The organism is Polaribacter sp. Q13 (assembly GCF_016858305.2).
GTDB lineage: Bacteria > Bacteroidota > Bacteroidia > Flavobacteriales > Flavobacteriaceae > Polaribacter.
The window spans coordinates 2,119,136-2,145,048 of record NZ_CP074436.1 but is presented as its reverse complement, the minus strand read 5'-3'; the positions used below and the strand labels follow the sequence as shown (position 1 = coordinate 2,145,048).

The 25,913-nt window shown below is 30.1% G+C and carries 20 protein-coding genes; 8 read left to right on the top strand and 12 right to left on the bottom strand.

Annotated features, from left to right (window positions below):
• Positions 1-23 precede the first annotated feature (23 nt).
• Complete coding sequence (locus JOP69_RS09060; RefSeq protein WP_203394166.1) at positions 24-587, bottom strand: TetR/AcrR family transcriptional regulator; 564 nt, start codon at positions 585-587, stop codon at positions 24-26.
• Positions 588-1,083: 496 nt separating this feature from the next.
• Here JOP69_RS09060 and JOP69_RS09055 point away from each other — a divergent pair, with 496 nt between their 5' ends.
• Complete coding sequence (locus tag JOP69_RS09055) at positions 1,084-3,627, top strand: adenosylcobalamin-dependent ribonucleoside-diphosphate reductase (RefSeq protein WP_203394165.1); 2,544 nt, start codon at positions 1,084-1,086, stop codon at positions 3,625-3,627.
• Between the two features lie 130 nt (positions 3,628-3,757).
• Positions 3,758-5,272 (top strand): hypothetical protein, encoded by a 1,515-nt coding sequence (locus JOP69_RS09050; protein WP_203394164.1) that lies wholly within the window; start codon positions 3,758-3,760, stop codon positions 5,270-5,272.
• A gap of 591 nt (positions 5,273-5,863) precedes the next feature.
• Here JOP69_RS09050 and JOP69_RS09045 read toward each other — a convergent pair.
• The 3 genes from JOP69_RS09045 to JOP69_RS09035 are packed head-to-tail and all read right to left on the bottom strand — an operon-like array spanning position 5,864 to position 9,226.
• Positions 5,864-6,544, bottom strand: a complete 681-nt coding sequence (locus tag JOP69_RS09045; protein ID WP_203394163.1) for an N-formylglutamate amidohydrolase — start codon at positions 6,542-6,544, stop codon at positions 5,864-5,866.
• Complete coding sequence (locus tag JOP69_RS09040) at positions 6,541-7,779, bottom strand: glutamate-cysteine ligase family protein (protein WP_203394162.1); 1,239 nt, start codon at positions 7,777-7,779, stop codon at positions 6,541-6,543. The genes JOP69_RS09045 and JOP69_RS09040 overlap by 4 nt, the downstream gene beginning before the upstream one ends.
• A 1-nt stretch (position 7,780) precedes the next feature.
• Positions 7,781-9,226: a RimK family protein gene (locus tag JOP69_RS09035; RefSeq protein ID WP_203394161.1), complete on the bottom strand. Its 1,446-nt coding sequence runs from the start codon at positions 9,224-9,226 to the stop codon at positions 7,781-7,783.
• 623 nt (positions 9,227-9,849) lie between these two features.
• On the opposite strand from JOP69_RS09035, the gene JOP69_RS09030 reads away from it, so the two are divergent.
• Positions 9,850-10,770, top strand: coding sequence for a 1-aminocyclopropane-1-carboxylate deaminase/D-cysteine desulfhydrase (locus JOP69_RS09030; RefSeq protein ID WP_249988633.1), 921 nt, complete (start codon positions 9,850-9,852; stop codon positions 10,768-10,770).
• The gene (locus tag JOP69_RS09025; RefSeq protein WP_203394159.1) at positions 10,767-11,615 is read left to right on the top strand and encodes a glucosaminidase domain-containing protein; all 849 of its coding nucleotides are present in this window, start codon (positions 10,767-10,769) and stop codon (positions 11,613-11,615) included. The genes JOP69_RS09030 and JOP69_RS09025 overlap by 4 nt, the downstream gene beginning before the upstream one ends.
• A gap of 576 nt (positions 11,616-12,191) precedes the next feature.
• Here the strand turns inward: JOP69_RS09025 and JOP69_RS09020 are convergent.
• The 8 genes from JOP69_RS09020 to JOP69_RS08985 form a co-directional block, all read right to left on the bottom strand.
• Positions 12,192-12,995 carry an HAD family hydrolase gene (locus JOP69_RS09020; RefSeq protein ID WP_203394158.1) on the bottom strand — a complete coding sequence of 268 codons (804 nt, stop codon included), beginning with the start codon at positions 12,993-12,995 and terminating at the stop codon, positions 12,192-12,194.
• A 23-nt stretch (positions 12,996-13,018) separates the two neighbouring features.
• Entirely contained in the window at positions 13,019-14,047 is a 1,029-nt protein-coding gene (locus tag JOP69_RS09015; RefSeq protein WP_203394157.1) for a LacI family DNA-binding transcriptional regulator, read from the bottom strand.
• A gap of 63 nt (positions 14,048-14,110) precedes the next feature.
• On the bottom strand, positions 14,111-15,520 hold the full coding sequence (locus JOP69_RS09010; RefSeq protein ID WP_203394156.1) for a mannosyltransferase: 1,410 nt from the start codon (positions 15,518-15,520) through the stop codon (positions 14,111-14,113).
• On the bottom strand, positions 15,520-17,010 hold the full coding sequence (locus JOP69_RS09005) for a cellulose synthase family protein (RefSeq protein WP_203394155.1): 1,491 nt from the start codon (positions 17,008-17,010) through the stop codon (positions 15,520-15,522). Before JOP69_RS09005 ends, JOP69_RS09010 begins: the two co-directional genes overlap by 1 nt.
• Positions 17,010-17,705: a glycosyltransferase family 2 protein gene (locus JOP69_RS09000; RefSeq protein WP_203394154.1), complete on the bottom strand. Its 696-nt coding sequence runs from the start codon at positions 17,703-17,705 to the stop codon at positions 17,010-17,012. The genes JOP69_RS09005 and JOP69_RS09000 overlap by 1 nt, the downstream gene beginning before the upstream one ends.
• On the bottom strand, positions 17,702-18,178 hold the full coding sequence (locus JOP69_RS08995; protein WP_203394153.1) for a toxin-antitoxin system YwqK family antitoxin: 477 nt from the start codon (positions 18,176-18,178) through the stop codon (positions 17,702-17,704). Before JOP69_RS08995 ends, JOP69_RS09000 begins: the two co-directional genes overlap by 4 nt.
• 130 nt (positions 18,179-18,308) lie before the next feature.
• Complete coding sequence (locus JOP69_RS08990; RefSeq protein WP_203394152.1) at positions 18,309-19,931, bottom strand: 4Fe-4S dicluster domain-containing protein; 1,623 nt, start codon at positions 19,929-19,931, stop codon at positions 18,309-18,311.
• Between the two features lie 102 nt (positions 19,932-20,033).
• Positions 20,034-21,383, bottom strand: a complete 1,350-nt coding sequence (locus JOP69_RS08985; RefSeq protein WP_203394151.1) for an NAD(P)/FAD-dependent oxidoreductase — start codon at positions 21,381-21,383, stop codon at positions 20,034-20,036.
• A gap of 204 nt (positions 21,384-21,587) precedes the next feature.
• On the opposite strand from JOP69_RS08985, the gene JOP69_RS08980 reads away from it, so the two are divergent.
• The 4 genes from JOP69_RS08980 (at position 21,588) to JOP69_RS08965 (ending at position 25,764) form a co-directional block, all read left to right on the top strand.
• The gene (locus tag JOP69_RS08980; RefSeq protein ID WP_203394150.1) at positions 21,588-22,592 is read left to right on the top strand and encodes a glycoside hydrolase; all 1,005 of its coding nucleotides are present in this window, start codon (positions 21,588-21,590) and stop codon (positions 22,590-22,592) included.
• 84 nt (positions 22,593-22,676) lie between these two features.
• Entirely contained in the window at positions 22,677-23,510 is an 834-nt protein-coding gene (locus JOP69_RS08975; protein WP_203394149.1) for a universal stress protein, read from the top strand.
• Positions 23,511-23,516: 6 nt separating this feature from the next.
• The gene (locus JOP69_RS08970) at positions 23,517-24,920 is read left to right on the top strand and encodes a hypothetical protein (RefSeq protein WP_203394148.1); all 1,404 of its coding nucleotides are present in this window, start codon (positions 23,517-23,519) and stop codon (positions 24,918-24,920) included.
• 112 nt (positions 24,921-25,032) lie between these two features.
• Positions 25,033-25,764, top strand: coding sequence for a metallophosphoesterase family protein (locus JOP69_RS08965; RefSeq protein ID WP_203394147.1), 732 nt, complete (start codon positions 25,033-25,035; stop codon positions 25,762-25,764).
• The last annotated feature ends 149 nt before the right edge of the window (positions 25,765-25,913 follow it).

The window sequence follows — 25,913 nt, the reverse complement described above, 5'->3', positions numbered from 1 at the left end:
GTCTTTTTTGGGTTAAATTTTTTTTAGGTTATTATTTTTTCACATAAATTTTTAGCCTCTATAATAGGCCAATCTTGCTGGTGTAAGTGACTTTCTCCTACTGCACTTTCGTAAAGTAAATAGATTTGTCTTGCTAATGAACTTACTTGCTCGCTTTTTAGGTGTTCAAGATTGTTGGCAGTCAGTCTGGTGATAAGTGCAATCAATTCGTTTTTTTGAGACTGAATTTCATTTCTAATAATCACATTGTCTTTTGGTATTTCTGAAACCGTTTTAATACACCAACACCCATTAAAATCTTTATCTTGATAAAATAATCGAAGAAAATCGAATACGGCTAAGACTTGATCTGTTCCTTTTGGTTTTGATGTGGTGAACTTTTCAAAATCTTCAATAAAATTGATATTCTTATATTGAAGATAGGCCAAACAAATCTCTTCTTTAGATTTAAAATGATTATAAAGTGTAGCCTTAGCAATACCAGCTTCTGCAATAATCTGGTTTATACCTGTAGAATTATACCCATTCTTATAAAATAAAAAGGAGGCTGTTTCAGTAATTCTATTTTTTACTTCACCATGTTTCATATTGCAAATATATAATAAAATATTTAAAACAGACAAGTCTGTCTGTTTTGTTTAATAATTTAATTTGGGCTACTATTTATAAGTAAATAGATTGCTTTTTAAATTAGGTGTAGGTATTATAAAAGATGATCCTTGTTTATAATCATTATAAAAACACAAAACTTTATGGTTTTCTGTAGTTTAAAAAAGTGTCTCGTAAAAAGTTGAAAAATGGTATTATTTAAGTCTTTTTTTATCCCAAAAAGTCCTTTATTTTTTATACAAACGGTCTAAATAAATTTTAAAATGCTGATATTTAGCGATGTTGTTTTACGCAATAATATTTTAATAAAAATTAAATTATTTGTTAACTTTTCTGTGTTCATAAGTTTTATTTAATTGATTTTAAGTGTGTTAATTTATTTTCTTGTAAACTTTATGATAATTGTCATCTTTTAGGTTGTACATTTGTGGGATATTTATCGAACAAAAAATAATCTAATTGCTATATCATACAATGAAATCTTCAACAATACTTATTCCAACAAAAACATATTCTAGAGACGAAGCTTTAAAAGCTGCTCTTAACTATTTTAAAGGCGATGAATTAGCTGCATCTGTATGGCTAAACAAATATGCTTTAAAAGATTCTGCAGATAATATTTACGAAAGCACTCCAGATGAAATGCATCAGAGAATTGCATCAGAAATAGCAAGAGTAGAGCAAAAATATAGCAATCCATTAACAGAGTCAGAAATTTTTGATGCTATTAAAGATTTTAAATATATAGTACCTCAAGGAAGTCCGATGGCAGGAATTGGAAATCCTTTTCAGATAGCTTCTTTGTCTAACTGTTTTGTAATTGGTAACAATGGCGAATCCGATTCTTACGGAGGAATCATGAAGATAGATCAAGAACAAGTACAGTTAATGAAACGTAGAGGTGGTGTTGGGCACGATTTATCTCACATCCGTCCTAAAGGATCTCCTGTAAAAAATTCAGCATTAACATCAACCGGAATTGTTCCGTTTATGGAGCGTTATTCTAATTCTACAAGAGAAGTTGCACAAGATGGTAGAAGAGGCGCTTTAATGTTGTCTGTTTCTATCAATCATCCAGATGCAGAAGATTTTATTGATGCAAAACTAGAGCAAGGAAAAGTTACCGGAGCAAATGTTTCTGTAAGAATTGATGATGCGTTTATGAAATCTGTAAAAAGTGACGGTAAATACACGCAAAAATATCCAACATTTAGTAAGGATCCTGTGTATACCAAAGAAATAGAAGCGACTAAAATTTGGAAAAAAATTGTACACAATGCATGGAAATCAGCAGAACCAGGAATTTTATTTTGGGACACCATTATTAATGAATCTGTGCCAGATTGTTATGCAGATTTAGGTTACAAAACGGTTTCTACAAATCCTTGTGGTGAAATTCCTTTATGTCCGTATGATTCTTGTAGATTGTTAGCTATGAACTTGTTTTCTTATGTAGAAAACCCGTTTACAAAAAAGGCAGCATTCAATTTTGAATTATTCAAAAAGCATATTGTAATCGCTCAAAGAATGATGGATGACATTATTGATTTAGAGTTAGAAAAAATTGATGGAATTTTAGCAAAAATAGATGCAGATCCAGAAGAAGAAGTTGTAAAAGCTACAGAAAGAAACCTGTGGATGAATATTAAACATAAAGCAGAAGAGGGTAGAAGAACCGGTATTGGTATTACTGCAGAAGGAGATATGTTAGCGGCTTTAAATATTCGTTATGGTAGTGAAGAAGGAAATGTTTTTTCTACAGAAGTACATAAAGTTTTAGGAGTAGAAACGTACAGAGCTTCTGTAAACTTAGCAAAAGAAAGAGGTGCATTTGCTATTTTTGATGCAGACAGAGAAAAAGAGAATCCTTTTATTTTAAGAATAAAAGAAGCAGATAGTAAACTGTATTATGATATGTTAGAGCATGGTCGTAGAAATATTGCCTTGTTAACCATTGCGCCTACAGGAACTACCAGTTTAATGACGCAAACATCATCTGGAATTGAGCCTGTGTTTATGCCGGTGTATAAGCGTAGAAAAAAGGTGAATCCGAATGATAAAGATGCACGTATCGATTTTGTGGATGAGGTTGGAGATTCTTGGGAAGAATATGTAGTTTTTCACCATCGTTTTAAACAATGGATGGAAGTAAATAACATCGATTCTTCTAAGAATTTTACACAAGAAGAAATAGACGAGTTGGTAAAACAATCTCCATATTACAAAGCAACGTCTAATGATATTGATTGGAATAGCAAAGTAGAAATGCAAGGCGCTATCCAAAAATGGGTAGATCATTCTATTAGCGTTACCGTTAATTTACCAAACGATGTAACAGAAGAATTGGTTGGCGAATTGTATTTAAAAGCATGGGAAGTTGGCTGTAAAGGAGTAACTGTTTATAGAGATGGTTCTCGTTCTGGAGTTTTAATTTCTGCGGATGAAAAGAAAGAGGTTACAACAACTAATTTTTCTAAGAAACGTCCACAAACTTTAGAAGCAGATGTAGTTCGTTTTCAAAATCAAAAAGAAAAATGGATTGCCTTTGTTGGTTTGGTAGACGGAAGACCTTATGAAGTATTTACAGGGTTGGCAGATGATGAAGACGGAATTCTAATTCCGCGTTGGGTAGATAAAGGATTTATTATTAAGAATAAAAATGAAAAAGGAACTACCCGATACGATTTTCAATATCAAAATAAAAGAGGGTATAAAACTACTATTGAAGGTTTATCTCATAAATTTAATCCTGAATTTTGGAACTATGCAAAACTAATTTCTGGAACCATACGTCATGGAATGCCAATTGATAAAATTGTAGAATTAATACAAAGTTTACAATTCGATTCTGAATCTATTAGTTCTTGGAAAAACGGTGTACAACGTGCTTTAAAACGTTATGTAGAAGATGGTACCGAAGTAAAAGGACATACCTGCGATAATTGTAATTCTACAAACTTAATTTATCAAGAAGGTTGTTTAACTTGTAAAGATTGTGGTTCTTCTAAATGTGGATAGACTCGTTTATATGAAATGAAAATGCCAGATACTTTTTTAAGTATTTGGCGTTTTTTATAGTCGTAACCTTTACGGATATCACAAGTTTTAATTTATTGTATAAGACGTTGCCAATAATTATGAAAAAAATATGCTAGAAGATAAAAGAGTAGTTAGATTAAAAAAAATCATCAAAGATTCTTTTAGAATTAGACCAAACCATAACCCGAAATATATTGATGTAGAAGGACATTTAGAAAGACTTGGTTCAAAGCAACAACAAGTTATTTTTGGTAGACGAGGCTCGGGTAAGTCGTGCTTATTAGTTCACTATAAAAATGATATTGGGAAAAGCGAAAAAACACTCTCAATTTACATCTCTACAGATGAAATTAAAAGACTAGGTTATCCTGACGTACTAATTCGACTTTTACTACAAATAATGGAAAATTTACCATCTTCGAAACAGAAATGGCGAAAATTTTTTTTTCAAGAAACTATAGTCCAAAAACATATTAAAGATTTAAGAAAGCTACTGAATCAAGCAGAGACGAAAAAAGTAAAACAGGAAGATAGACAGGAAACAAAAGTTGGAGGAAGTGGAGGTTATATAGGAGTTAATTTAAATACTAATCGCTCAAAAACATCAGGCACTCTTAGTGAATTTGAAGAAAGTAAGCTTGATACTTTAGAGAGGTATTTGACTGATTATAAAACAGCTATTGAAGAAGAGATAAAAAAATCAAAATTCGACTCGTGTTTTATACTATTAGATGACTATTATCTAATAAAAAGGGACAAACAACCAGACGTATTAGACTATTTACATAGACTTTTTAGAGGTACGGAGTTTTATTTAAAAGTTGCATCTATTAGACATAGAACGGATTTAATTAGACACGATAATCAGACTATAGGATTAGAATTAACCCAAGATGTGGAGGAAATCAATTTAGATAGAACCTTAGAAAATCTCTCTTCACCAAGTGAATATTTGGGTAGAATTTTAAATTTTATGGGCAAAAATGTTCTTTTAGATAATGCATCTGAGGTTTTGTTCAATCATAATGCATTTGAAAGTCTTGTGATTGCATCAGGTGGTGTTCCTCGGGATTTTTTAACAATATTTGTAAATGCTATAGACCAAGCAATATCAAAAGGGCATACGAAACATTTAACATCTACTAATATTTGGAAAGCAGCAAGTAGTTTTTCTTATCAATCTAAATTAAAGGCATTAAGAAATGATGTCAATATTGAAGCTACAAATTTAGAAGCGATCTTTAGGGATTTAATGACCTTTTGTATCAAAGAAAAGAAAAGGACTTGCTTTCTAATTTCTCAAGAGGATGCTCAAATACATTCTAAGGCTCACGAATTGATATTGCAATTGATGGATTTTAAATTGATTCACGTAATTGAGGCAGATACATCTGCTGCATCCGGAAGAAAAGGTAGATATGAAGCTTACACTTTGGATTTCTCTTTATTTATGGAGCCCAGAAAGAGAGGTATTGAAATAGTAGAATTTTGGAAATTTGATGATGGAAGAAGAAGAATTGGAGTTAGAGAATCTCCTACTTATCCTTTAGAAAGGGTTGCTAATGCTCAAGCTCAGACTTCTCTAAATGTTACTGAAGATTTTATTAGTGATATCGACAATTAGTACGGAAAATAACTACTGGTATTATCGTATAAAATTAATTGATGGTTTTAGCCAATTTACGAAAGTCCTCGCGAAGTTTCTTGGTCGTTAAATATTTACTAAATTAGATACTAAAACACACTACAAAACAGTCTAAAAAACGTTCTACTTTTTATTTAGTTACTAAATGCGTGCTATTTTTAGTCTTATTGAACTTAAAAATATAAGATTTCTCAATCGTCTAAAAAGACTCATTTCGAAATGATATGTTGGTTTTTTAACCTGTGTATGTCATTCCGAATTCCGAGAATAAAGAATTATAAGCGGAAATGATGACGTACAGTTTTGTCATTTCGGCCCTAAGGGAGAAATCACATAATCTTTCTCAATTTTGCGTTCTCCTCTTTATGAGACTTCTCCGAAAAGGTCGAAGTGACAAATTTGTGGAGTTTTTTTGTAATTTGAAAAACGGAATAATTAGTTAATGTACAGTTACTTGTAAAAGACATTAATGTTAGTTAAGTACGACGAGGAATCTCATAATATATGTTTTTTATACAGAGATTTCCCAATCGTCCGAAAAGACTCATTTCGAAATGACAGTATGAACTTTTATTCTTTTAGTTCACAAATTGCTTTGTATAGATCTTCTTTAAGTTGTAAATTCATGATGTTGTTTTTAGAGAATTTCTGATTGATTTCAATTTCAATTCCTACATAGTTTTTTGTAAAAATCTTTCTTAAATACGTTGTAAATCCGTCGGCTTTACCCAAATACGGATAGTTAAAACGCACATGCCATTTTGGGTTTATGCTATGCAAAGCAGCTTTAAGTTGTATGGCTATTTTTTTTTCATGTGGTTTTGATGAATCGTATAAAAAGCCAATATCACAGTTTCTAACTTTGGTTTGTAAAATAGGTGTAAACGAGTGTATAGAAAGGTGAACAACCGTATTATTGGTTGTAATTAGTGTTTTTATCTTATTTTTTACTTCCTTTCTATAAACAGTATAATGTGTATTAATAATGTCTTCTTTTTCTGAAATAGCTAAGTTTTTAGTGAATTCAGAAAACAAATTTTTATGCCAAAGGGATCTATTTAACTCTATGAATAGTCTGCTTGTTTTACTGAAATTTAAGTAGGTTGCTAACGGCTTTAGAAAATTAAAAACATCTAATGCGCCTAAGTCGTACCCTTTGTGCGTGTTTAATATTTCTTTATCGGTAAAAAGAACCCTATGTTTTTCAGGAATTTCATTTCCACCATGTTCGCAAGTTATTACCAGTTTCATTTCTGAATATTCGGAATAAAAAGCGTATTGGTCTCTAAGCAATCTGATAAATGGGAGTAGGTATCTATAATCTTTTTTTCTGACGGATGATTTCCAAGAGCAGTTTCAATTCTGGTAGCCAATGTTCCGTGCGAAAAAATGATCTGTAAAGCATCTTTGTAATTGTCCGAAATATTTTCTTTTACCAATTCAAACAAATGCTTCCAAATTCCTTTTACCGTACTTATTTTAGGTAAATTAAAAATTTCTAAATATTTTTTATCTGTAACTGTGTAGTTTTCACCTTCTTTAATAATCGCATTTAAAAACGGAAACAAGTCTTTTTCGTGCCAACTTTTTTGAGTTTCTAAACGAGCTAGTTTCCCGTTTACAAGCTGTTTTAAAACTTCAATAATGAATACACAAATAGCAATATCTGCTTTCGGACATTCTTGTATGTCTACCAATCTAATTTCTATGGAATTTCTATCAAAACGGGCAATAGTTCCTCTGGAGTTTAGAAAATGATGGTCTAAAATATTTTCTGTATCGTGTTTTTTTATTTTTGTTTTAATAGGATCAAAAATAGTTTTATGATAGGCTTCTTTAGAAAAAACTTGTTCCGGAATCACCATTCCTGTCATTTCCGGAATCTCTTTTTGGTTAGATTTGTAGTGTTCTAATCGGGTGTCTTTAAAACCAGTAAATTTACCTTCTAAAATTGGAGAACTTGCGCACAAACCAGGAATTAAAGGTAAAATAACACGAATGGCAGCATGCAGTTTTTCAAACTCTTTATCATCATAAAAAGGTAAATTAATATGCGTGCTTTGTACGTTAGACCAACCATGACCTTTGCAATCAAAAATACGATTGTACAATTCATAAACTTCGCTATAACTATGTTTCCATAGTTGTGTGTCTTGCAAAGGATTCATTAAAGGATGGCACGCTGTTGGTAATAACTTGGTGTTTAGAGGTTTTAAAATCGTATTAATTTCTACGATGTTTTTATGAAATTCATCAGCTAAATTAGTTAGGTCTGCTGTAGGACCATTGGTTTTTATTTCTACCACATGTGCAACCAATTCGTTACTCCAAGCAATTGCTCCATTATCTATATCAGAAGTTAATTCTCCGTTTTTTTTGGTTAACAAGCTATCTACAATTGGCGCAACTTTAAAGGAAGTATTATTAATTAGCATGTATTCTAATTCGATGCCAAATACTTCAAATAATTTATATTTTTTAGCCATTTTATTCTAAACGTTTTTTTAATGCTGAAAGAATTTCGGTGTACACTAAATCGCCATAAAAAAGATCTTCTACTCCAAAATCTACATTTGGGTTGTCGTTAATTTCGATAACCATTGGTTTGTTATTTACTACCTTTATGTCGATTCCATAAAGTCCTTTTCCCATAATTTTAGCCGACTTTAGCGCCATGTCTAAAACTTTCTTAGGCACTTTTTCTATGGGTAAACAATCTGCATCACCATCTTGTTCGTTTTTCTTTTTTGCATTCCAATTGTATATTTGCCAATGTCCTTTTGCCATGTAATATTTACAAGCAAAAAACGGTTTATCATCAAGTATACCAATTCTCCAATCGTAATCAGAAGGGCAAAACTCTTGGGCAATAATTAAATCAGATTCTTTTAGCATCTCATTTACCAAAGAATAATATTCGCTTTCTGTTTTTGCTTTTTTTACGCCAAAAGAAAATGTAGAATCTGGAGCCTTAAGTACACAAGGCAAACCAACTTTATCAATAACAGTATCTATGTTGTCTTGGTGTACAATAATTGTTTTTGGAGTGGCAATATTAGCATTGTTTAAAGCCTCTGCCATAAAAACTTTATTGCAACATTTTAAAATAGCATCTGGGTAATCTATAATGGCAATTCCTTCTTGCTGTGCTTTGCGAGCAAATGCATACGCTTCATTATTAACTTCTGTACTTTGGCGGATAAATAATGCGTCGAAAGACGATAATCGGCTAAGGTCTTTTGGATGAATTATTTCGGCATAAATATTCATCTTTTCTGCAATATCCACAAACTTTTTTAGGGCTTTTGCATTGCTTGGTGGGGCAGGATCGTTCGGGTCTACTAATATGGCTAAATCAAAATCTGAAGTGGCTAATTTGGGCGTGTCATAACGTTTCTTAGAAAAGTACTGATTCGCAAATTCATAGACACATTCTAAATGTTCTATAGGTATTTCAGATTCAGAAATAGCCTCAATACTTTGTATGTTCCATTTGTTATTAAAGTTAAAATGAACGCGTAAAAAAGGGACTTGAAAATGTTTGTAAAACAAACTACTTAATCCTTTATATTTTTGCGCTACATTTTGACCGAAATAAATGCTTAAAGTAAAAGCTCTCGATTTAATATTTTTTAAACTTTGCTGAATTTCATCATCAAACTCTTCAGAAACAATTTTTACAAGTTTCAATGTTTTTAAATCTACAATGTTTTTTACAGTAGGTATTGCTAAATGTCCTCTGGCTTCAGCTAAAAGAGAAACATAGTACCCTTTAGATTGGTAACTATAGTTTTTGCAAAGGTTAAATATTCTAGCTTTTTTTAAAGAAGCATACTTTGGGTTGGTAAGGTATTCTTGTGAGGAAATTACCGTAATATTATCAATAGAAAAAAGCCATTTTTCTGGTTGATTGGCAACAATGTATTTGTTCATTTATGGAGCATAATCGCGATATGAATTTTAAGTAAAATTATACTATTTTTCGATTGAAATTACATTCGTATAAAAATATATTTATTTTTTTTAAAACTCAATATTTGGTGTTAACTTACTCATTAATAAGTGTTAATATCAGTGTTTTTAGTCTTGTTTGAAAAACATAATTATTAGGAAGATAAAAATATCTTCGTTTTTATTTGAGTTTTCTCATGTTTTAAAAGAATAAAGTATCTAATTTGTTTTAGAGCGATATTTGTTTGGTTTTTTGCCCTAATTAACCAATTACTCTATTGTTATTTTAATTGGCGTTATTCGGCTATAGCTTCTTTAGAATAATATGGCTGATAAATCCTGTTTTTAGAAAGTTGAAATTATTTCTTTAAAGAGCACTTTCTTTAATTTTTTGAATTTTATTGTTTTTTTAGCACTCAATTTTTAAGGTAAAAGATTAATTTGAAGAAATTTTGAGTGTTTTTTAGAAATAAAAGAGGTTAAGTTGTCGTTTTAATTTTAAAAAGCAAAGATTATGTAGGTAACAAAATAATATCTGTTATTTTTGCGGTAACAAATTCTTAACATTGAGTAACACAAACAATACTTTTTTCGAGAGTGAATTTATCGCTCAAAACCAACAAGTTTTTCTCCCAATCTTAGAAGAAAAAAATATAGAGCTCTTTATAAAAAGAGAAGATTTAATACACCCTTTTGTATCAGGGAATAAATTTAGAAAATTAAAATACAATTTACTAGAAGCTAAAAAACTTAAAAAGAAGGCGGTCCTTACTTTTGGAGGTGCGTATTCTAATCATATTGTTGCAACTGCAGTTGCAGGTAAAATGGAAGGTCTAAAAACTTTTGGTATTATTAGAGGCGAGGAATTGGGTAAAAATCTAGAACAAACTTTAGAAGAAAATCCTACATTAAAGGTGGCACATGATCACGGAATGAAATTCCATTTTGTTTCTAGAGAATTATACAGACAAAAAACATCGTTTGGTTTCATTGAAAAAATGAAAAATAAATGGGGCGATTTTTATTTAATTCCGGAAGGTGGAACAAATTTTTTGGCAGTTAATGGTTGTGAAGAAATTTTAACAAAAGAAGATGCTCAATTTAATTATGTTTGTGCTGCAGTGGGTACTGGAGGTACGTTAGCGGGTTTGATAAAGTCTTTAAAAAGGAAACAAAAAGTATTAGGTTTTCCTGCGTTAAAAGGAAATTTTTTATCCGAAGAAATAAAAAAATATACCATTAAAAATGATAATTGGAAATTACAAAAAGGGTATCATTTTGGTGGCTATGCAAAATATGACGAGAATTTAATTTCTTTTATCAACGATTTTACAGATAAAACAGGTATTTTATTAGATCCTATTTATACAGGAAAAATGGTGTTTGGTATTGTAGATTTAATTAAAAAAGACTTTTTTGCAGAAGGGACTAAGATTTTAGCAATTCATACTGGAGGAATTCAGGGAATAGCGGGTTTTAACCAGATGTTAGAAAAGAAAAATGAGCAGATAATTAAAAGTGTATGAAATTAAGAGTAGTATTTTTTTGTGTTAGTGTATTAATTTTATCAAGTTGTGGTTCTAGTAAAAAAGCGAGTCAGAGTAAAACTAAAAAAAGCACTGGTGTAGTTTTAAATGAATCAAAACCAGAGAAGTTACCTTCTGTAAATGAAAAAGAACTCACAAAAAAATTATTAAATAAAAACTCTAGTTTAAATAAACAGACATTAGCCTATATTAGAAAATATGCACCCATTTCTGTGAAAGAAATGCATGAAAATAAAATTCCTGCAAGTATTACTTTAGCGCAAGGAATTTTAGAATCTGGTAGAGGAAGAAGTGAGTTAGCTTTAAAATCAAATAATCATTTTGGTATAAAATGTCATACACAATGGCAGGGAGAACGCGTATATCATGATGATGATGAAAAAGGAGAGTGTTTTAGAAAATACCAATTTGTAGAAACGTCTTATGATGATCATTCTGCATTTTTAACAGAAAGAAAAAGATATTCTTTCTTATTTAATTATGGGGCTAAGGATTATAAAAGATGGGCAAAAGGCTTAAAAAAAGCGGGTTATGCTACAGATAAACAATATCCAAATAAGCTTATAAGAATTATTGAGGATTATAAGTTATATGAATTTGATAAGGTAAAAAAGAAAGACTTTAAATTAGATGACAAAGCTACAGAAGTTGTAGAAAAGGAGGTGAGCTCTAAAAATAGTATTGCAAAATATTATGAAGTTACAAAAGGAGATACGCTATATTCTATAGCTAGAAAATTTAATACAACTGTTGCCTTAATTAAAGAAGTTAATGGCTTAAAAGATAATGTTATTTCTATAGGACAACACTTGTTAATACAATAATTCTATTATTTAGAGTTTGGTTTAATTAATAAAACATTTCCCATTCAAGAATTTAAGAGAAGTCCTAATTAAATAAAGAATACTGTCTAATAAATATTTTTAAATGGAAGCACATAAAAAAATGAATATTGCAGTTGTTTTTATTTTATTGATATTAGGTCTATTTATATTATTGGTTATTAATGATAACCCCATATCTTGGAAAATTCCAGAAACTTTTATTTTGGGACTACCCATATTATTCCTAATATCTCTAGTACTATCTATAATTTCATTCCGGATTAATAAAAATAAAACGGCTATTGTAACTGGCGTAATTTCAAGTATATTTCTGACCTTAACACTATTAGTTACCATATATTTAATGAGCTATACTTACAGTCACTAAGTATTTTAAATTTGAAAATAAGTTAAATTATTGATTTTCTATAATTCAAAAATAACTAAAGCCAACATAATATAAAAGATAGGGTAAATCTAGGTTTAATTGAAAAGCCCGTACTTATTTATATTTAGCTAAGTTAGAAACTGAAACAATAGTGCTTATAACCTGCCTTACGTTTTTTATACAAATCGCTAGTTTTCTACCAATTGCTTTAGTATTTTTTCTACACCAAAATTATCATTGCTATCTGTAGCGTAATTAGCAATTTCGGTAATGTCTTTATGTGCATTTTTCATAGAAAAACTAAAGTCGGCCTCTTTTAGCATTTCTATATCATTATGGTAATCACCAAAAACCATGGTTTCTTCTTTAGTGATGTTTAAAATTTGTTGTACCTTTTTTAAAGCATTTCCTTTATTTGCTTTTTTATCAGAAATATCTAACCAGTTTTTTCCGGAAATTTTAATTAATAAATCGCTATCAAAATCCTTTATGATTGGGTAAATATATTTTTCTGAAGAAGTAAAATGATAAATGGCTATTTTTAAGAAGTCTTCTTTGTCTACAATGCTAGATAAATCATCAACAATTGTGTATTTATTATAATATTCTTGAAATAAATCAATGAATTTTTGATCTTTAGTATCTATAAAAGCACCATTTTTTCCACACAAAACAACGTGAGAATTATCTATACTTTGTAGTAGTGGAAGTATTTTTTTAATTTTATCTGCAGAAAGTAAATTTAAGACTAATAAGTCGTCGTTTTTTTTAGCAATACCACCGTTTTCTGCAATTATAAAAATATCTTTTTTAATGGCATCTAATTTAGAAACGATACTATTGTATTGTCTTCCGCTTGCGGCACAAAAAATAATATTTTTCTTTTTTAGTTGTTCAAATAATTCAAAGAATAAATTGCTTACTTCTCCTTTGGAGTTTAGTAGTGTTCCGTCCATGTCAGAAACTACTAATTTTACTTTAGATAAATTCATTATACTCTAAATGGGTGTGAAATTTATAAGATTTTTTTAGTAGAATTTCTTTCAACCAAATCTGTTTTTATAATAACAGTTTCATGTTTTTTCTTAACTTTAGACTTGTCTTCTAATCTATTGATAAGCATTTCTGCAGCAGTAGCTCCCATAATTTCTCCATGTTGGCTAACAGTAGTCATTCTTGGGCTAGAGTGTCTGGCTAAGATTCCGTTAGAAAAAGAAATAACAGAAAACTTTTCTGGAATTTTATGCCCTAGTTTTATAGCTACTTTCATAGCAGCAATAGCAGAAGCTTCATCTGTGGCGATAACACTGTCTATGGTGTTGTTTTTAAAAATAGGAGTTAAAATTTCTTCATAATTTTTATAGTTGTCGTCTATGTTTATGATTAGATTCTTTTCTGCTTTAATATTGTAATCTTCTAAACCTTTTAAATATCCTAATTGTCTTCTTCTTCCAATTTCTAAATTATTCATCGTAGAAATAAAGGCAATGTTTTTATGGCCAGATTTCACTAAATAAGAAACAGTACTTCTAGCACTATCAAAATTATCAGTTACTACTTTGTCACACTTTAATTTATCTGCAACTCTGTCAAACATTACAATTGGTGTGTCATTATTTAATACTTCTTGAAAATGTTTAAAATCTCCTTTAGAAATAGTTTCTTCTGCAAGAGACAAGATAAAACCATCTATACTTCCGTTAGAAAGCATTTCTATAGTTTCTACTTCTTTCTTAAAAGATTCGTTAGAAATACATGATATTATTTTGTACCCTCTATCGTTTGCAACTTTTTCTATTCCGTTAAAAACTTGTGCAAAGAAATAGTTTAACATATTTGGAATTATAATTCCAATCGTTTTTGTCTGTCTGTTTTTTAAACTAAGTGCATTAAAGTTGGGTTTGTAATTTTTTTCTTTAGCGTATTTTTGAATTTTTTCTTTAGTACTTACGCTAATTTCGTAACTGTCATTAAGAGCCTTAGAAACAGTAGAAATTGAAACATTAAATTCTTTAGCAATGTCTTTTATGGTAAGTCTTTTCATATATATATCAAAAAAATTAATGACTAAAATACAAAATTCTCGGAATATAAAGGCAAAAATTGATTATTTTACAATTTTATAATGTTTAAAGTTTTTACGAAGCTCAAAAACAAGGAATATATAAAGTATAAGGTACTCTAAACCAACAAACCATAAATTTTCTTTCCAAGGAGTATTTGCGTACGCTTGATAACTGAAAATGATTACTAGAGTCCATATAATTGGAAAACGATATCTAGTAAATACGGATAAAATTAATGGTGTTGCTAAGTACCAAGGGTGCACTGTTGTTGCTGTAAAATAATAAAAACACAAGCCAAATAATAATGCTGTTATTAATTGAATCATTGATTTGTTTTTTCTAAAAAAAGTAATAATTACAAGAAATAAAATGGTAAGAATTGGTGTTATTTTACCAATAATTGCAATCTCATTATACCCTCTAAATAAGTAACCAATTTCTCTAAAAATGAAATAAAAGCTTGCGTTAAATTCAAAGTTTTTGAACCATAAACCTACAGAATTTGCATAGTTTTCAATAAATTCTGATGAATAAAAAGGGAGAAATAAAAGGATAATGGTTGTAAATGTGATAGCGTAAAAACCTATTAATTTAGTGATTCCAGTGAAGGCAGAATTCCATTTGTTCTTTCTTTGCTCATAAGATTGCTTCATTTTGTTGGTAATGCCATTATAATCTACAAACCATTGAAAAAATAAAGGTAAAAATAAAAGCGGAATTAATTTTACGGAAACGGAACAAGCTAAAAGTATAGCTGCCAAAACCCATTTTTGTTGCTGTAACTTATATAGACTCCAAATTAAGAAAAATAACATCACAGGTTCAAAATGTAAATTCCCAGTCATTTCTATAATGATAAAAGGATTTAGAGCGTACCAAAAAATGTTTTTAACAGGTAGATTTAATTGTGCTAATAATTTTTTACCGAAGTAAAGAATCCCAAGATCAGCAAGAATTATAATCAATCTTAAAACAACTACAGAACCAAATATACTTTTATTAGCAAATAATGCAGCAATTAAAAAACAAAGCTGATTTATTGGAGGATAATTGGTGTAATGACCTCCGTTCATTTCTCCCATTCCAGCATATAAGTTAGTTGTTTCTGCTATAGGATGAAGGCCTTGTTGAATATACGTTTCGGGTAAGGATAAATAGGGATTAAAACCTTCTAGAATCATGCGTCCATCCCAAATAAAACGATAAAAATCTTGAGATAAATTAGGGATAGCGAAGAGGAAAATCAACCTAAAAAGAATAACTAATCCAATTAAAGTTGAGGTGTTTATGGTTTTGCTTTTTATCAATAAGTAAGAACATCCAAAAAGAGAAAACCATAAAAAGAGAAGGTTGTTAAATGCTGTTCTTTCTAAAAAATAGGCAAAAATAAAATATAATAGTGCGCTAATTAAAATTAGTAAAACATCTTTGTATTTTGTAAAAAACGACATTAAGCTTTAGAAAATATAGATTTAAAAAAGACGTAACTAAAACCTATAAAAAGCATAAAATGAAAAGGAAATAAACCAAAATCTCCACCTTGGTTTCCAACAACAAATGCACTGTACATACCAAAGACAAAATAAATTGCTAATAAACCTTCTAAAATAACATGGAAAGAGGGTTTTTTAGAAATGTATTTATTGCTTTTCCATTCTCCTTTTATTCCACCAATATTGAATTTTGGAGTTCTTATAAATTCACTTTTTTTACCTAAATGACCTTCTAAAACAGCAATTGTATTGTGTAATGAAAATCCCATTGCAACAGAAAAGAAAGTGAAGAATGATCCAATGTATTTTATAAATTTGACAAATCCTCCGCCATAAATAGCTTTGAACATAAACCAATAGCAAACAAAAAAGATTAAAGAGCTTATTACAAAAAAGCTCATTACATAGAAATAAACCTTTAAGTGTTCATATTCATTTTTTATGTACAACATTGGTACGCTTAAAACAGCAACCAAAAAAATACACGTAAACATAGAGCTGTTTAATAAATGCAATAAACTATGAATTTTAGTTTTAAAAGAAACGTTTTTGCTTTTAATAACACGTTTCATCATTTTCTGAAAATTCTCTGCGCCACCTTTGTTCCATCTAAATTGTTGAGACCTTGCAGCACTAATAACTACCGGTAACTCTGCAGGTGTAACTACATTTTCTAAGTATTTAAATTTCCAATTTTTTAGTTGTGCTCTGTAGCTTAAATCTAAGTCTTCTGTAAGCGTGTCTCCCTGCCAATTACCAGCATCGTAAATACACTCTTTTCTCCATACGCCAGCTGTACCGTTAAAGTTGATAAAATGACCTTGACTATTTCTACCCACTTGCTCTAAGGTAAAGTGTGCATCTAAAGCAAAAGCTTGAATTTTTGTAAGTGTAGAATAATTTCTGTTGATATGACCCCAACGAGTTTGAACCACTCCAATTTTTGGGTCTTTAAAATACGGAACCGTTTGGTATAACCAATCTGGTTGTGGTAAAAAATCTGCATCAAAAATAGCGATGAATTCTCCTTTGGCAATTTTTAAACCTTCTTTTAAGGCGCCTGCTTTAAAACCTTGTCTATTGGTTCTTTTGATATGCTGAATATCTAATCCTTGTGCTTGAATTTCTTTGATTAGTTTTGCGGTAATTTCTACAGATTCATCTGTAGAATCATCTAAAACTTGAATTTCTAGCTTTTCTCTTGGATACTCTATTTTTGCAATGTTTTTTAACAATCGATCCATTACATACAATTCGTTATAAACGGGCAATTGTATGGTTATAAACGGAATTTCTTTTGAATTTGAAAAGTCGAATTTTTCTGAACTATCTTCTTTTTTTCTAGCTTTTAAGTAGTTAAACAGCAGGTTTAATTGCGCTAAAGCGTACATGAAAATAAGCAATAACGAAATTGAATAAATCACTATAATTATGTATTCTATAACCACTATTTAAAACTGTATTTAAAAATCCAACCTAATATTTTTACTCCTGCAAAGATACTTCCTTTTACCGTACCAGATACTTTAGAAATGCCTATTCTGTTTCTATATTTAACAGGAATTTCTACATAACTTAATTTTTGTTTTAATGCTTTTAACTGCATTTCAACGGTCCATCCATAAGTTTTATCTTCCATGTTTAAAGCCAATAATTTATCATATTTAATAGCTCTAAAAGGACCTAAATCTGTAAATTTTGCACCGAAAAATAACTTCATTAAAAAAGTAGCCAACCAATTACCAAAAATTTGTTGAGGCGTCATAGAACCATGTTCTCTTAATTCTTTAACCCGAGAACCAATTACAAAATCGATATTGTCATTTACAATAGGGTAAATAATTTCTGTTAATTGTGCTGGGTAATCGGAATAATCTCCGTCTAAAAAAACAATAATTTCTGGTGTTGTTTTTTGTTGATGAATATATTCCATTCCTTTTAAACAGGCATAGCCGTATCCTTTTCTGTTTTCAGTTAAAACAGTAGCTCCTGCATTTTTTGCATTTATTTCTGTATTATCTGTAGAATTGTTACTAATAACAATAACCTCATCTACTATTTTAGGTATGTCGTTAATAACATTTACTATAGAATCTTGCTCGTTATAAGCAGGAATAATAACTTTTATTATAGGTTTTATCATCTTAAATCATTGAGACTGTTTTCATTCCTAAAGGATGAAAAGTCTGTCCATTCTTTTATTTTTTTATTGTTTTTGTACTTTGATGCTTTTATCAGTTTTCGATTTTTATAGATCAAACAAAAACCGTTTTTTTGATTATTTTTAAGTTGACATTTATGGTTTATTTGTCCTTTTTTATCGTAAAATAACCACCAATCGTTTTTAATTCCTTTTGTAAAATGTCCTTCTTTTTCTTTTGATAAATTTTCGCTGTAAAAATACCAATAATTGGTTTCTAAATTATTAGTAAAATGCCCTTCTTTCTTGATATTTCCGTTTTTATAATAAAATTTCCAAAAGGCAGTTTTTTGATCATTTAAAACCCAACCTTCTTCTTTTAGTATTCCGTTTTTGAAATATTCTTTCATATATTTTTTCTGACCAAAAAGCATCAACGAAAAAAAGAGAAAAGAAAGAATAGGTAAATTTTTCATTTTGTTAAGTTATTGCGCAGAGATTCGCGGAGTTTTCTCAGAGATTCACAGAGTTATATCGATTAAAAAAAATGATGAATTGGTTAATGTAAACTGAGATTACCAACTGAATACTGTTTTTACGGACTACTTATTTTTGATTCACTAAATCCATTAAATCAACATCATTACCTAATAAAATTTCTGTCGGATTAATTCTACCGTCTTCTGGTCCGTTTTCTAATTTTAGAACGCCTCTTGGACAAACTGCAGAACAAACTCCACAACCTACACAACTAGAACGGACAATGTTTTCTCCTTTTTGCGCATAAGATCTAACATCAATTCCTTGTTCACAATAGGTAGAGCAGTTTCCACAAGAAATACATTGTCCACCATTTGTGGTAATTCTAAATCTCGATTTAAAACGTTGAATAAAACCTAAATATGCTGCTAAAGGACAACCAAAACGACACCAAACTCTGTTACCGAAAATAGGATAGAAGCCAGTACCAATTACACCCGCAAAAATAGCACCGATTAAAAAGCCATAAATATCTTGAATAGTTTGTGTTTTAATTCCTAAAACAGTGTCTGCACCAGAGAAAAAGGTGTACAAAGCAAAACCAGTCATCACTAAAACAAAAACTAAAACAGAATGAATAATAATACGTTCTGCTCTCCAAGAAAGCAGTGTTTTACTAGAGTTTTGTCTGTAAGGATCTCCTAATGTTTCTGCCAAACCACCACAGCCACAAACCCAAGAACAGTACCATCTTTTTCCGAAGAAATAAACCATTACAGGCACAACTACAATAGTTAATACTACTCCCCAAACTAGAATAAATAAACCAAAACCTCCACTAGCAAGCAGTTCGTCTAAGTTCCATTTAAAGAAGAAATCGTAATCTAATGGAAACGCATTTTTAAAATCGTACCAAGGTTTTTCGAAACGGACTAAAATTTCCGGAATTAAAAAAGCAAACACAATTTGAAAAAATAAAACAGAAGTAGTTCTTAATATTTGGTATTTATTATGACGATATTTTATATACATTCTTACAGCCATCACAGTCATAACCACACAGTATAAATAACCATATAAAAACCATTGACCCGCAGGATTTCCACTAAGAGATTTACTAATTGGATCTACTAAATACACCCAGTTTACAATAAAATCTGGATAAAAATAAAGTAGAATATAAAAAGTTACTAAAAAGATAAACGTAAACCAACCAATCCAACCGCGGTTGGTCGCTGCATTTAAGAAGATTCCATCATTTTTGATACCTGGTTTTCCTAGTAAAATAACATCAGGAACAATAAATAGCAGAGCACCGATAATACCTAAACCAAATGTTAGAAACCAAGCCAATCCTGTATTATCTGCGGCAAAACCTTTTCCAGACCTTTTAGCGAGTTCAAAACTGATACTATGTGGTTTTCCAAAGATTTTATATTGAAATTGTTTTCCTTTTTCGTCCCAATTTTTTGCTGCATCAAATTTTGCAATCAATGCATCATAATGGTTGTTAGAGGTTTCAATAGCATTTATAACACCACTAGAAAATTCGAAAATGTTTAAGTTGTCTTCAGTAACAATAGCTTTAGAAAGTTCGTCTTTTATAATTTCGCTTTTATAACCTTTTTCTTTAATAAAGGTATCTAATTCTGTTTGTGTTGTATTAAAAGAGCCAGTAAAAACGGTAGCTATAAAGAAGGTTAATCCTGCTAAGAAGATAATTAAACCAGATTGTTTTATGAGTTTCATTTAGTTTTGTGTTTCCCGCAAGGTTTCAAAGACCTTGTAGTATTAGTTATTATTGTGCTTTAGAAAATTACAAAGTTTTAAAAACCTTGCAGGTTGATGTGTTTAAACTTTAGCGAAAATACGTTTCCAACTTTTCTTTTTTAGTTGAATATTGGTGTTATTTTCGTTGTTGAATTTGGCTAAAATTTCAGCTTCATGTAGTTTAAAAAATTCAGGATCAAAATTAGCATCGGCTAAAAACTCTAATACATGTTCTATAGATTTGTTTTCGGTTAACCATTTGTCAAAAATTTCATGACGCATTCTAATTCCGAAGGTATTGATGCCTAAAAAGTTATTAGTGTTTTTATCAAAAGAAATGGTAATACATTTATTTTCTGTAGGATGTTGCCATTGAAAATACGCTTCGTTTTCTTGTTTCCCTTTTTCACTAAAAACCCAACCGTAGGTTTGATATTCGATGTCTAAAAACTTTGCAGAGTTAAACCAATGTCCTGGTTTATAGGCTGTTTTATTATTACAGATGGTTTGTGCTAAAGTTTCTCCCATCATTCTTCCTGTATACCAAACGGCTTCAATATTTCTACGTTGTCCTATTGCTTCGTGCTGTTCTGCACAATCGCCTATGGCATAAATGTCTTTTATATTGGTTTCTAAAAAACGATTTACTTTTACACCTCTTCCTAATTCTATTCCAGATTCTTTTAGTAAATCGATATTAGGTGTAACCCCAGCGGTTAATCCCACTACGTTACAAGGAATTTCTTCACCCGTTTCTTCAATAATAATAGATTTTACACGTCCGTTTTCATCCGATTTAATTTCTTTTAAATTGGTGCTTAAGCGCAAATCTATATGATGTTCTTTAATGTGCTTGTTAATCATTTCAGATTCTTGTGCAGGTAAAACACCGTTCCAAAAACTATCTTCTCTTACTAAAAAAGTAACAGGTATTTTTCTGCTTCTTAGCATTTCTGCCAATTCAATACCAATTAATCCTCCACCAACAATTACAGCACGTTTACACGTTTTATTATCGGGAGCATATTTTTCTAATTTTTCTAAATCTTGTTTATGGTACATACCCAATGTGCCATCTAGATCTTGACCAGGCCATCCAAACTTATTTGGTTTAGAGCCCGTTGCAATAATTAATTGATCGTAAGAAAGAGTAGAAGAATCTTTAAATTCCAATTCTTTTTTATCAGTATCTACCTTACTAACGAAACCTTCTCTAAGTTCAATTCTGTTTTTTTTCCAAAACCAATTTTCATAAGGTTGTGTGTGTTCAAACTTCATGTGTCCCATATACACATACATTAGTGCTGTTCTAGAAAAGAAATATTTTGTTTCTGCAGAAACAATAGTTATTTTATTGTCAGAGTTTTTTCTGATGTGTCTTGCTGCAGTAACTCCAGAAATTCCGTTACCAATTATTACAATATGTTTCATAGGATGATTAATTCTTGGGGGTTAAGTCGAAGCTAAAGTTAAGAACTTAAATAGAAAGATTAATTTAGAATGGATATAAATAAGTTTTTTAAGGTTTACAAAAAAACATCATGATTTTTAAGAGAGAATGGAAACATACTTTATACAAAGTTTTAACATTGGTTTAAGAGCATTGTTTTTATAAAAAACTATTTTCGGGGCTTTATGAAAACATATAAATTCCTTTTTTTATTGCTGATATTTATTCAGCTATCTTGTAATAGTCAGCAAAAAAAAATAAACGGATTAAGTTTTGTTGCATCAAGAGATCAGATAGATACAACACATACTAATTCTGTTTTAAAAGCACAAAGCAATTATGTTGCATTGATGCCTTTTGGTTTTATAAGAGATTTATCATCACCAGAAGTAATTCACAATACAAGCAGACAATGGTTTGGAGAAACTAAAAATGGCTTGTTACAATATGCAAATGAATTTAAAAAGAAAAATGTAAAGGTGATGGTGAAACCCCAGCTTTGGGTTGGTCGTGGACAATTTACGGGACATATAGAAATGAATTCTGAAGAAAAATGGACTATTTTAGAAAAATCATATTCAGAATTTATATTAGCGTATGCAAAATCTGCACAACAAATTAATGCAGGAATACTTTGTATTGGTACAGAATTAGGTAAGTTTGTAATAAACAGGCCAGAATATTGGAGAAAACTTATTAAAGAAATAAGAAAAATTTATACAGGTAAATTAACCTATGCTGCAAATTGGGACGAATATAAACATATTGATATCTGGAAAGATTTAGACTTTATTGGTATAGATGCCTATTTTCCTTTAAGCGATAAAAAAACACCTTCTATTAAAGATTTCGAAATAGGTTGGGAACCTCATAAAAAAGAAATTTCACAGGTTCAAAAGCAATTTAATATCCCCGTTTTATTTACAGAATTTGGGTATAGAAGTGTAGATTTTACAGGGAAAGAACCTTGGGATGCAAATAGAGTAGAGGGGCAGGTAAATTTAGATGCACAAGTAAACGGTTTGCAAGCAATACATAATGAGTTTTGGAAAGAAGATTGGTTTGCTGGTGGTTTTGTTTGGAAATGGTTTCACGCTTATGATAAAGTGGGAGGAGAAAAAGATAATAGATTTACACCTCAAAATAAACCAGCACAAGCTGTTCTTAGAAAACTATATCAACAAAAATAGAATTTTAAAACATGACCAATATCTTATATAATTCTTTAATTAGTTGTTAAATTTGTATTTTTAACCGATATATCCACCACTATCATGAAAAAAATAATTGTACCCATAGATTTTTCTAAATATTCTGAGTTTGCTTTAAAAACAGCAGCATTACTAGCTAAAAAATACAATGCAACTGTGTATGCAATGCACATGTTAGATATGCAAGAGGTTTCTTTAACAGAAAGTGAAGACAATCAACAAGAAAAAGCCATATTTTTCTTAAAATTAGCAGAAAAAAAGTTTAAAGATTTTCTTAAAAAAGATTATTTAGAAGGAATAAAAATTATTCCTATTATAAAACATTTTAAAGTATTTAGTGAGATAAATGAAATAGCAGAAGAAATAAAAGCAGATCTTATTATTATGGGCTCTCAGGGTACTGGAGGGGTAAAAGGATTTTTTATAGGTTCTAATACAGAAAAAGTGGTAAGATTTTCTAATTTGCCGGTTTTGGTGATTAAAAATGAAATGGTAAATGCCGATTTTTCTGATATTGTTGTGGCAACAGATTTCTCTGAAGAAAGTATACCTGCATTTAATAGAATGCTAAAAGCATTAGATTTTTTAAATGCTCAAAAACATATCTTATACGTGAATTTGCCAAATGAAGAGTTTAAAACAACTACAGAAATGGAAAGAATGGCAAATAATTTTTTACTAAAAGCAGAAGGAGATGTGCATAGAATGATTAATGTAAACTATGTTTGCGATAGAACTATTGAAAAAGGAATTCTTAGTTTTTCGAATGCTGTAGGTGCAGATTTAATTTCTGTAATTACACATGGTAGACAAGGATTATCGCATATTTTTGCAGGAAGTGTTGCCGAGGATGTTGCAAATCATTCTACCTTGCCAATTATTACTATTAAAATTTAAATATAGATGACCATTAAAAATTTCCTGATTACAGTTTTTATTCCCTTTTTTCTCTTTTCATGTACAGAAGATAATGACATTACTGTTCCAAGAAATTTACAGGAATATATAGAGGCCGCGTCAAATACAGATTCAGGAGACTTTTTTGCATATGCGGCAAGTGCTAGCGGTAGCACAAGTACTACTTATATTTATACAGCACCAGAAACAGGTGCCACAGATATTAGATATTATGAGGCAGATATCCCAGAGGTAGGTCAACCAGACCTTTCTAATTACAGAAGACAGAACCTAACTGCAAAGGATGTTTTTGAAGGAGAATTGAAGCGTTTTACAAGATCAGATTCCGAAGAAAAATGGTGCTTAGTTACCTATATGTTAGATGGTGAATTGCATAAATCGAATCCAATTCGTTTAAAAAATGTAACAAACCCAACAAGTTGGACGGATGAAGTTTCTATTGAATTTCCAACTACATTAAATCCAAAATTCACTTGGTCAGATTTTGGAGTGGATGACAATACAATTTATTTTGAATCAATTTCTGAAGTAGATGATGATACTTTTGTGTCAGGTACATATACTTTAGATAAAACGTTTCAGTATTTTGATACTTCTAATGTAGAGAGCTCTCTAAATACTTCTAAAACTCCGGATGATTTGGTAGAAGATACTGAGTATCTTTTTACAATGATGGCAATTAGTGATGATTATTGGGTAAATACCGTAATTTTAGAAACATTTGTACCAAGAAATTTAGAAGAATATGTAGCTTTAAATTCATCAAAAACAATTGAAAGTGCATTGGCTTTTGCGGCTAGTAGTAGTGGTTCTAAAAGTCTTTCTTATATTTATTATGATTTCTTAACAGGTTCTTCTGCCATGAGATATTATGAAACAGACAATACCTTGGTAGGTAAAAATGATTTTTCTAATTATAGAAGAAAAATGCTGAAAGATGAAGCTGTTTATGGAGGAAAACTAAGAAGGTACAATAGAACAGATGATGCAGAAAGTTGGTGTATTATTACGTATGTTATTGGTGAAACATTGCATATTTCTAATCCAGTAAAAATTAAAAATCAAAATAGGCCTACAGAATGGTTTACGGATCTTACCATAGATGCTTCGGAATCATTAATGCCGAAATTTACATGGGCAGATGGATCTTATAAAGAAAATGTTCAATATTTAGAAATAGTTACAGATTCTGATAGTGATCTTTTATCAGGTACTTTTACAGAAGATAAAATGTTTCAGTATTATGATACTTCTAATGTAACTTCAAAAATAAATTTAGAGACTCCAGCGGCATTAATTTTAAATGAAGATTATAAAATTACTGTAATGGGTTTAAGTGATGATTTTTGGGTGAATTTGATGATTCAAGAAAACTTTACTGCAGAATAGTTGAGTTTAAAAGATTTCTAAAAGTTAAGATTGATAAATAGTAATCTAAATTTAATCTAACAATTCTTGTTTTTTTATAAAAACACTTAGTTTTGCCAAAAACAAAATTAAGATGAGAACTTTTGCAATTGGAGATATTCATGGAGGCTTAAAAGCATTAATTCAGGTATTAAATAAACTTGAATTAAAAGATGGTGATAAAATCATTTTCATGGGAGATTATGTAGATGGTTGGAGTCAATCTGCACAAGTTGTACAGCTATTATTAGAATTAGCTCAAAAATTCGAGTGTGTTTTTATCAAAGGAAATCATGATGTTTGGTGCCAGAATTGGTTAAAAAATGAGAAGGATGTAAATCCTACTTGGTTTTTACACGGAGGTAAAGAAACCATGGAAAGTTATGCCGATTTTTCATCCGAAGAAAAAAAACAACACTTAACTTTTTTCGAGAATTTACCATTATATCATATAGATACAGAAAATAGATTGTTTTTACATGCCGGTTTTACTTCTTTACACGGTGTAGAAAAAGAGCAGTTTCAAGAGCTGTTTTATTTAGATAGATCTTTGTGGGAGATGCTTTTAGCCTTAGATTCTAGAATAGAGAAAAATTCTTTATTTTATCCTAAAAGAATACAACATTATAAGGAAATTTACATAGGTCATACACCTACCACAAACTATAATGAGTCAAACCCAATAAACATTGCAAATGTTTGGAATATTGATACCGGTGCTGCTTTTAAAGGAAAAGTGACTGGTTTAAATATTGATACCAAAGAGTTTGTACAAAGTGATGATTTGCCAAGTTTGTACCCTAATGAAAAAGGTAGGAATAAGTAATTTTTATGTTGCTTGTGGTTTAGCTTGTCCTTCCGAATGAGGAACGACTTTGAAATCCTTTATTTGGTATTGTTATTTAGTAACAAGAATACACTGATTTTTCAACACAAAAAAAGGTTTAAGAAACATTCATTTTCATGTTTCTTAAA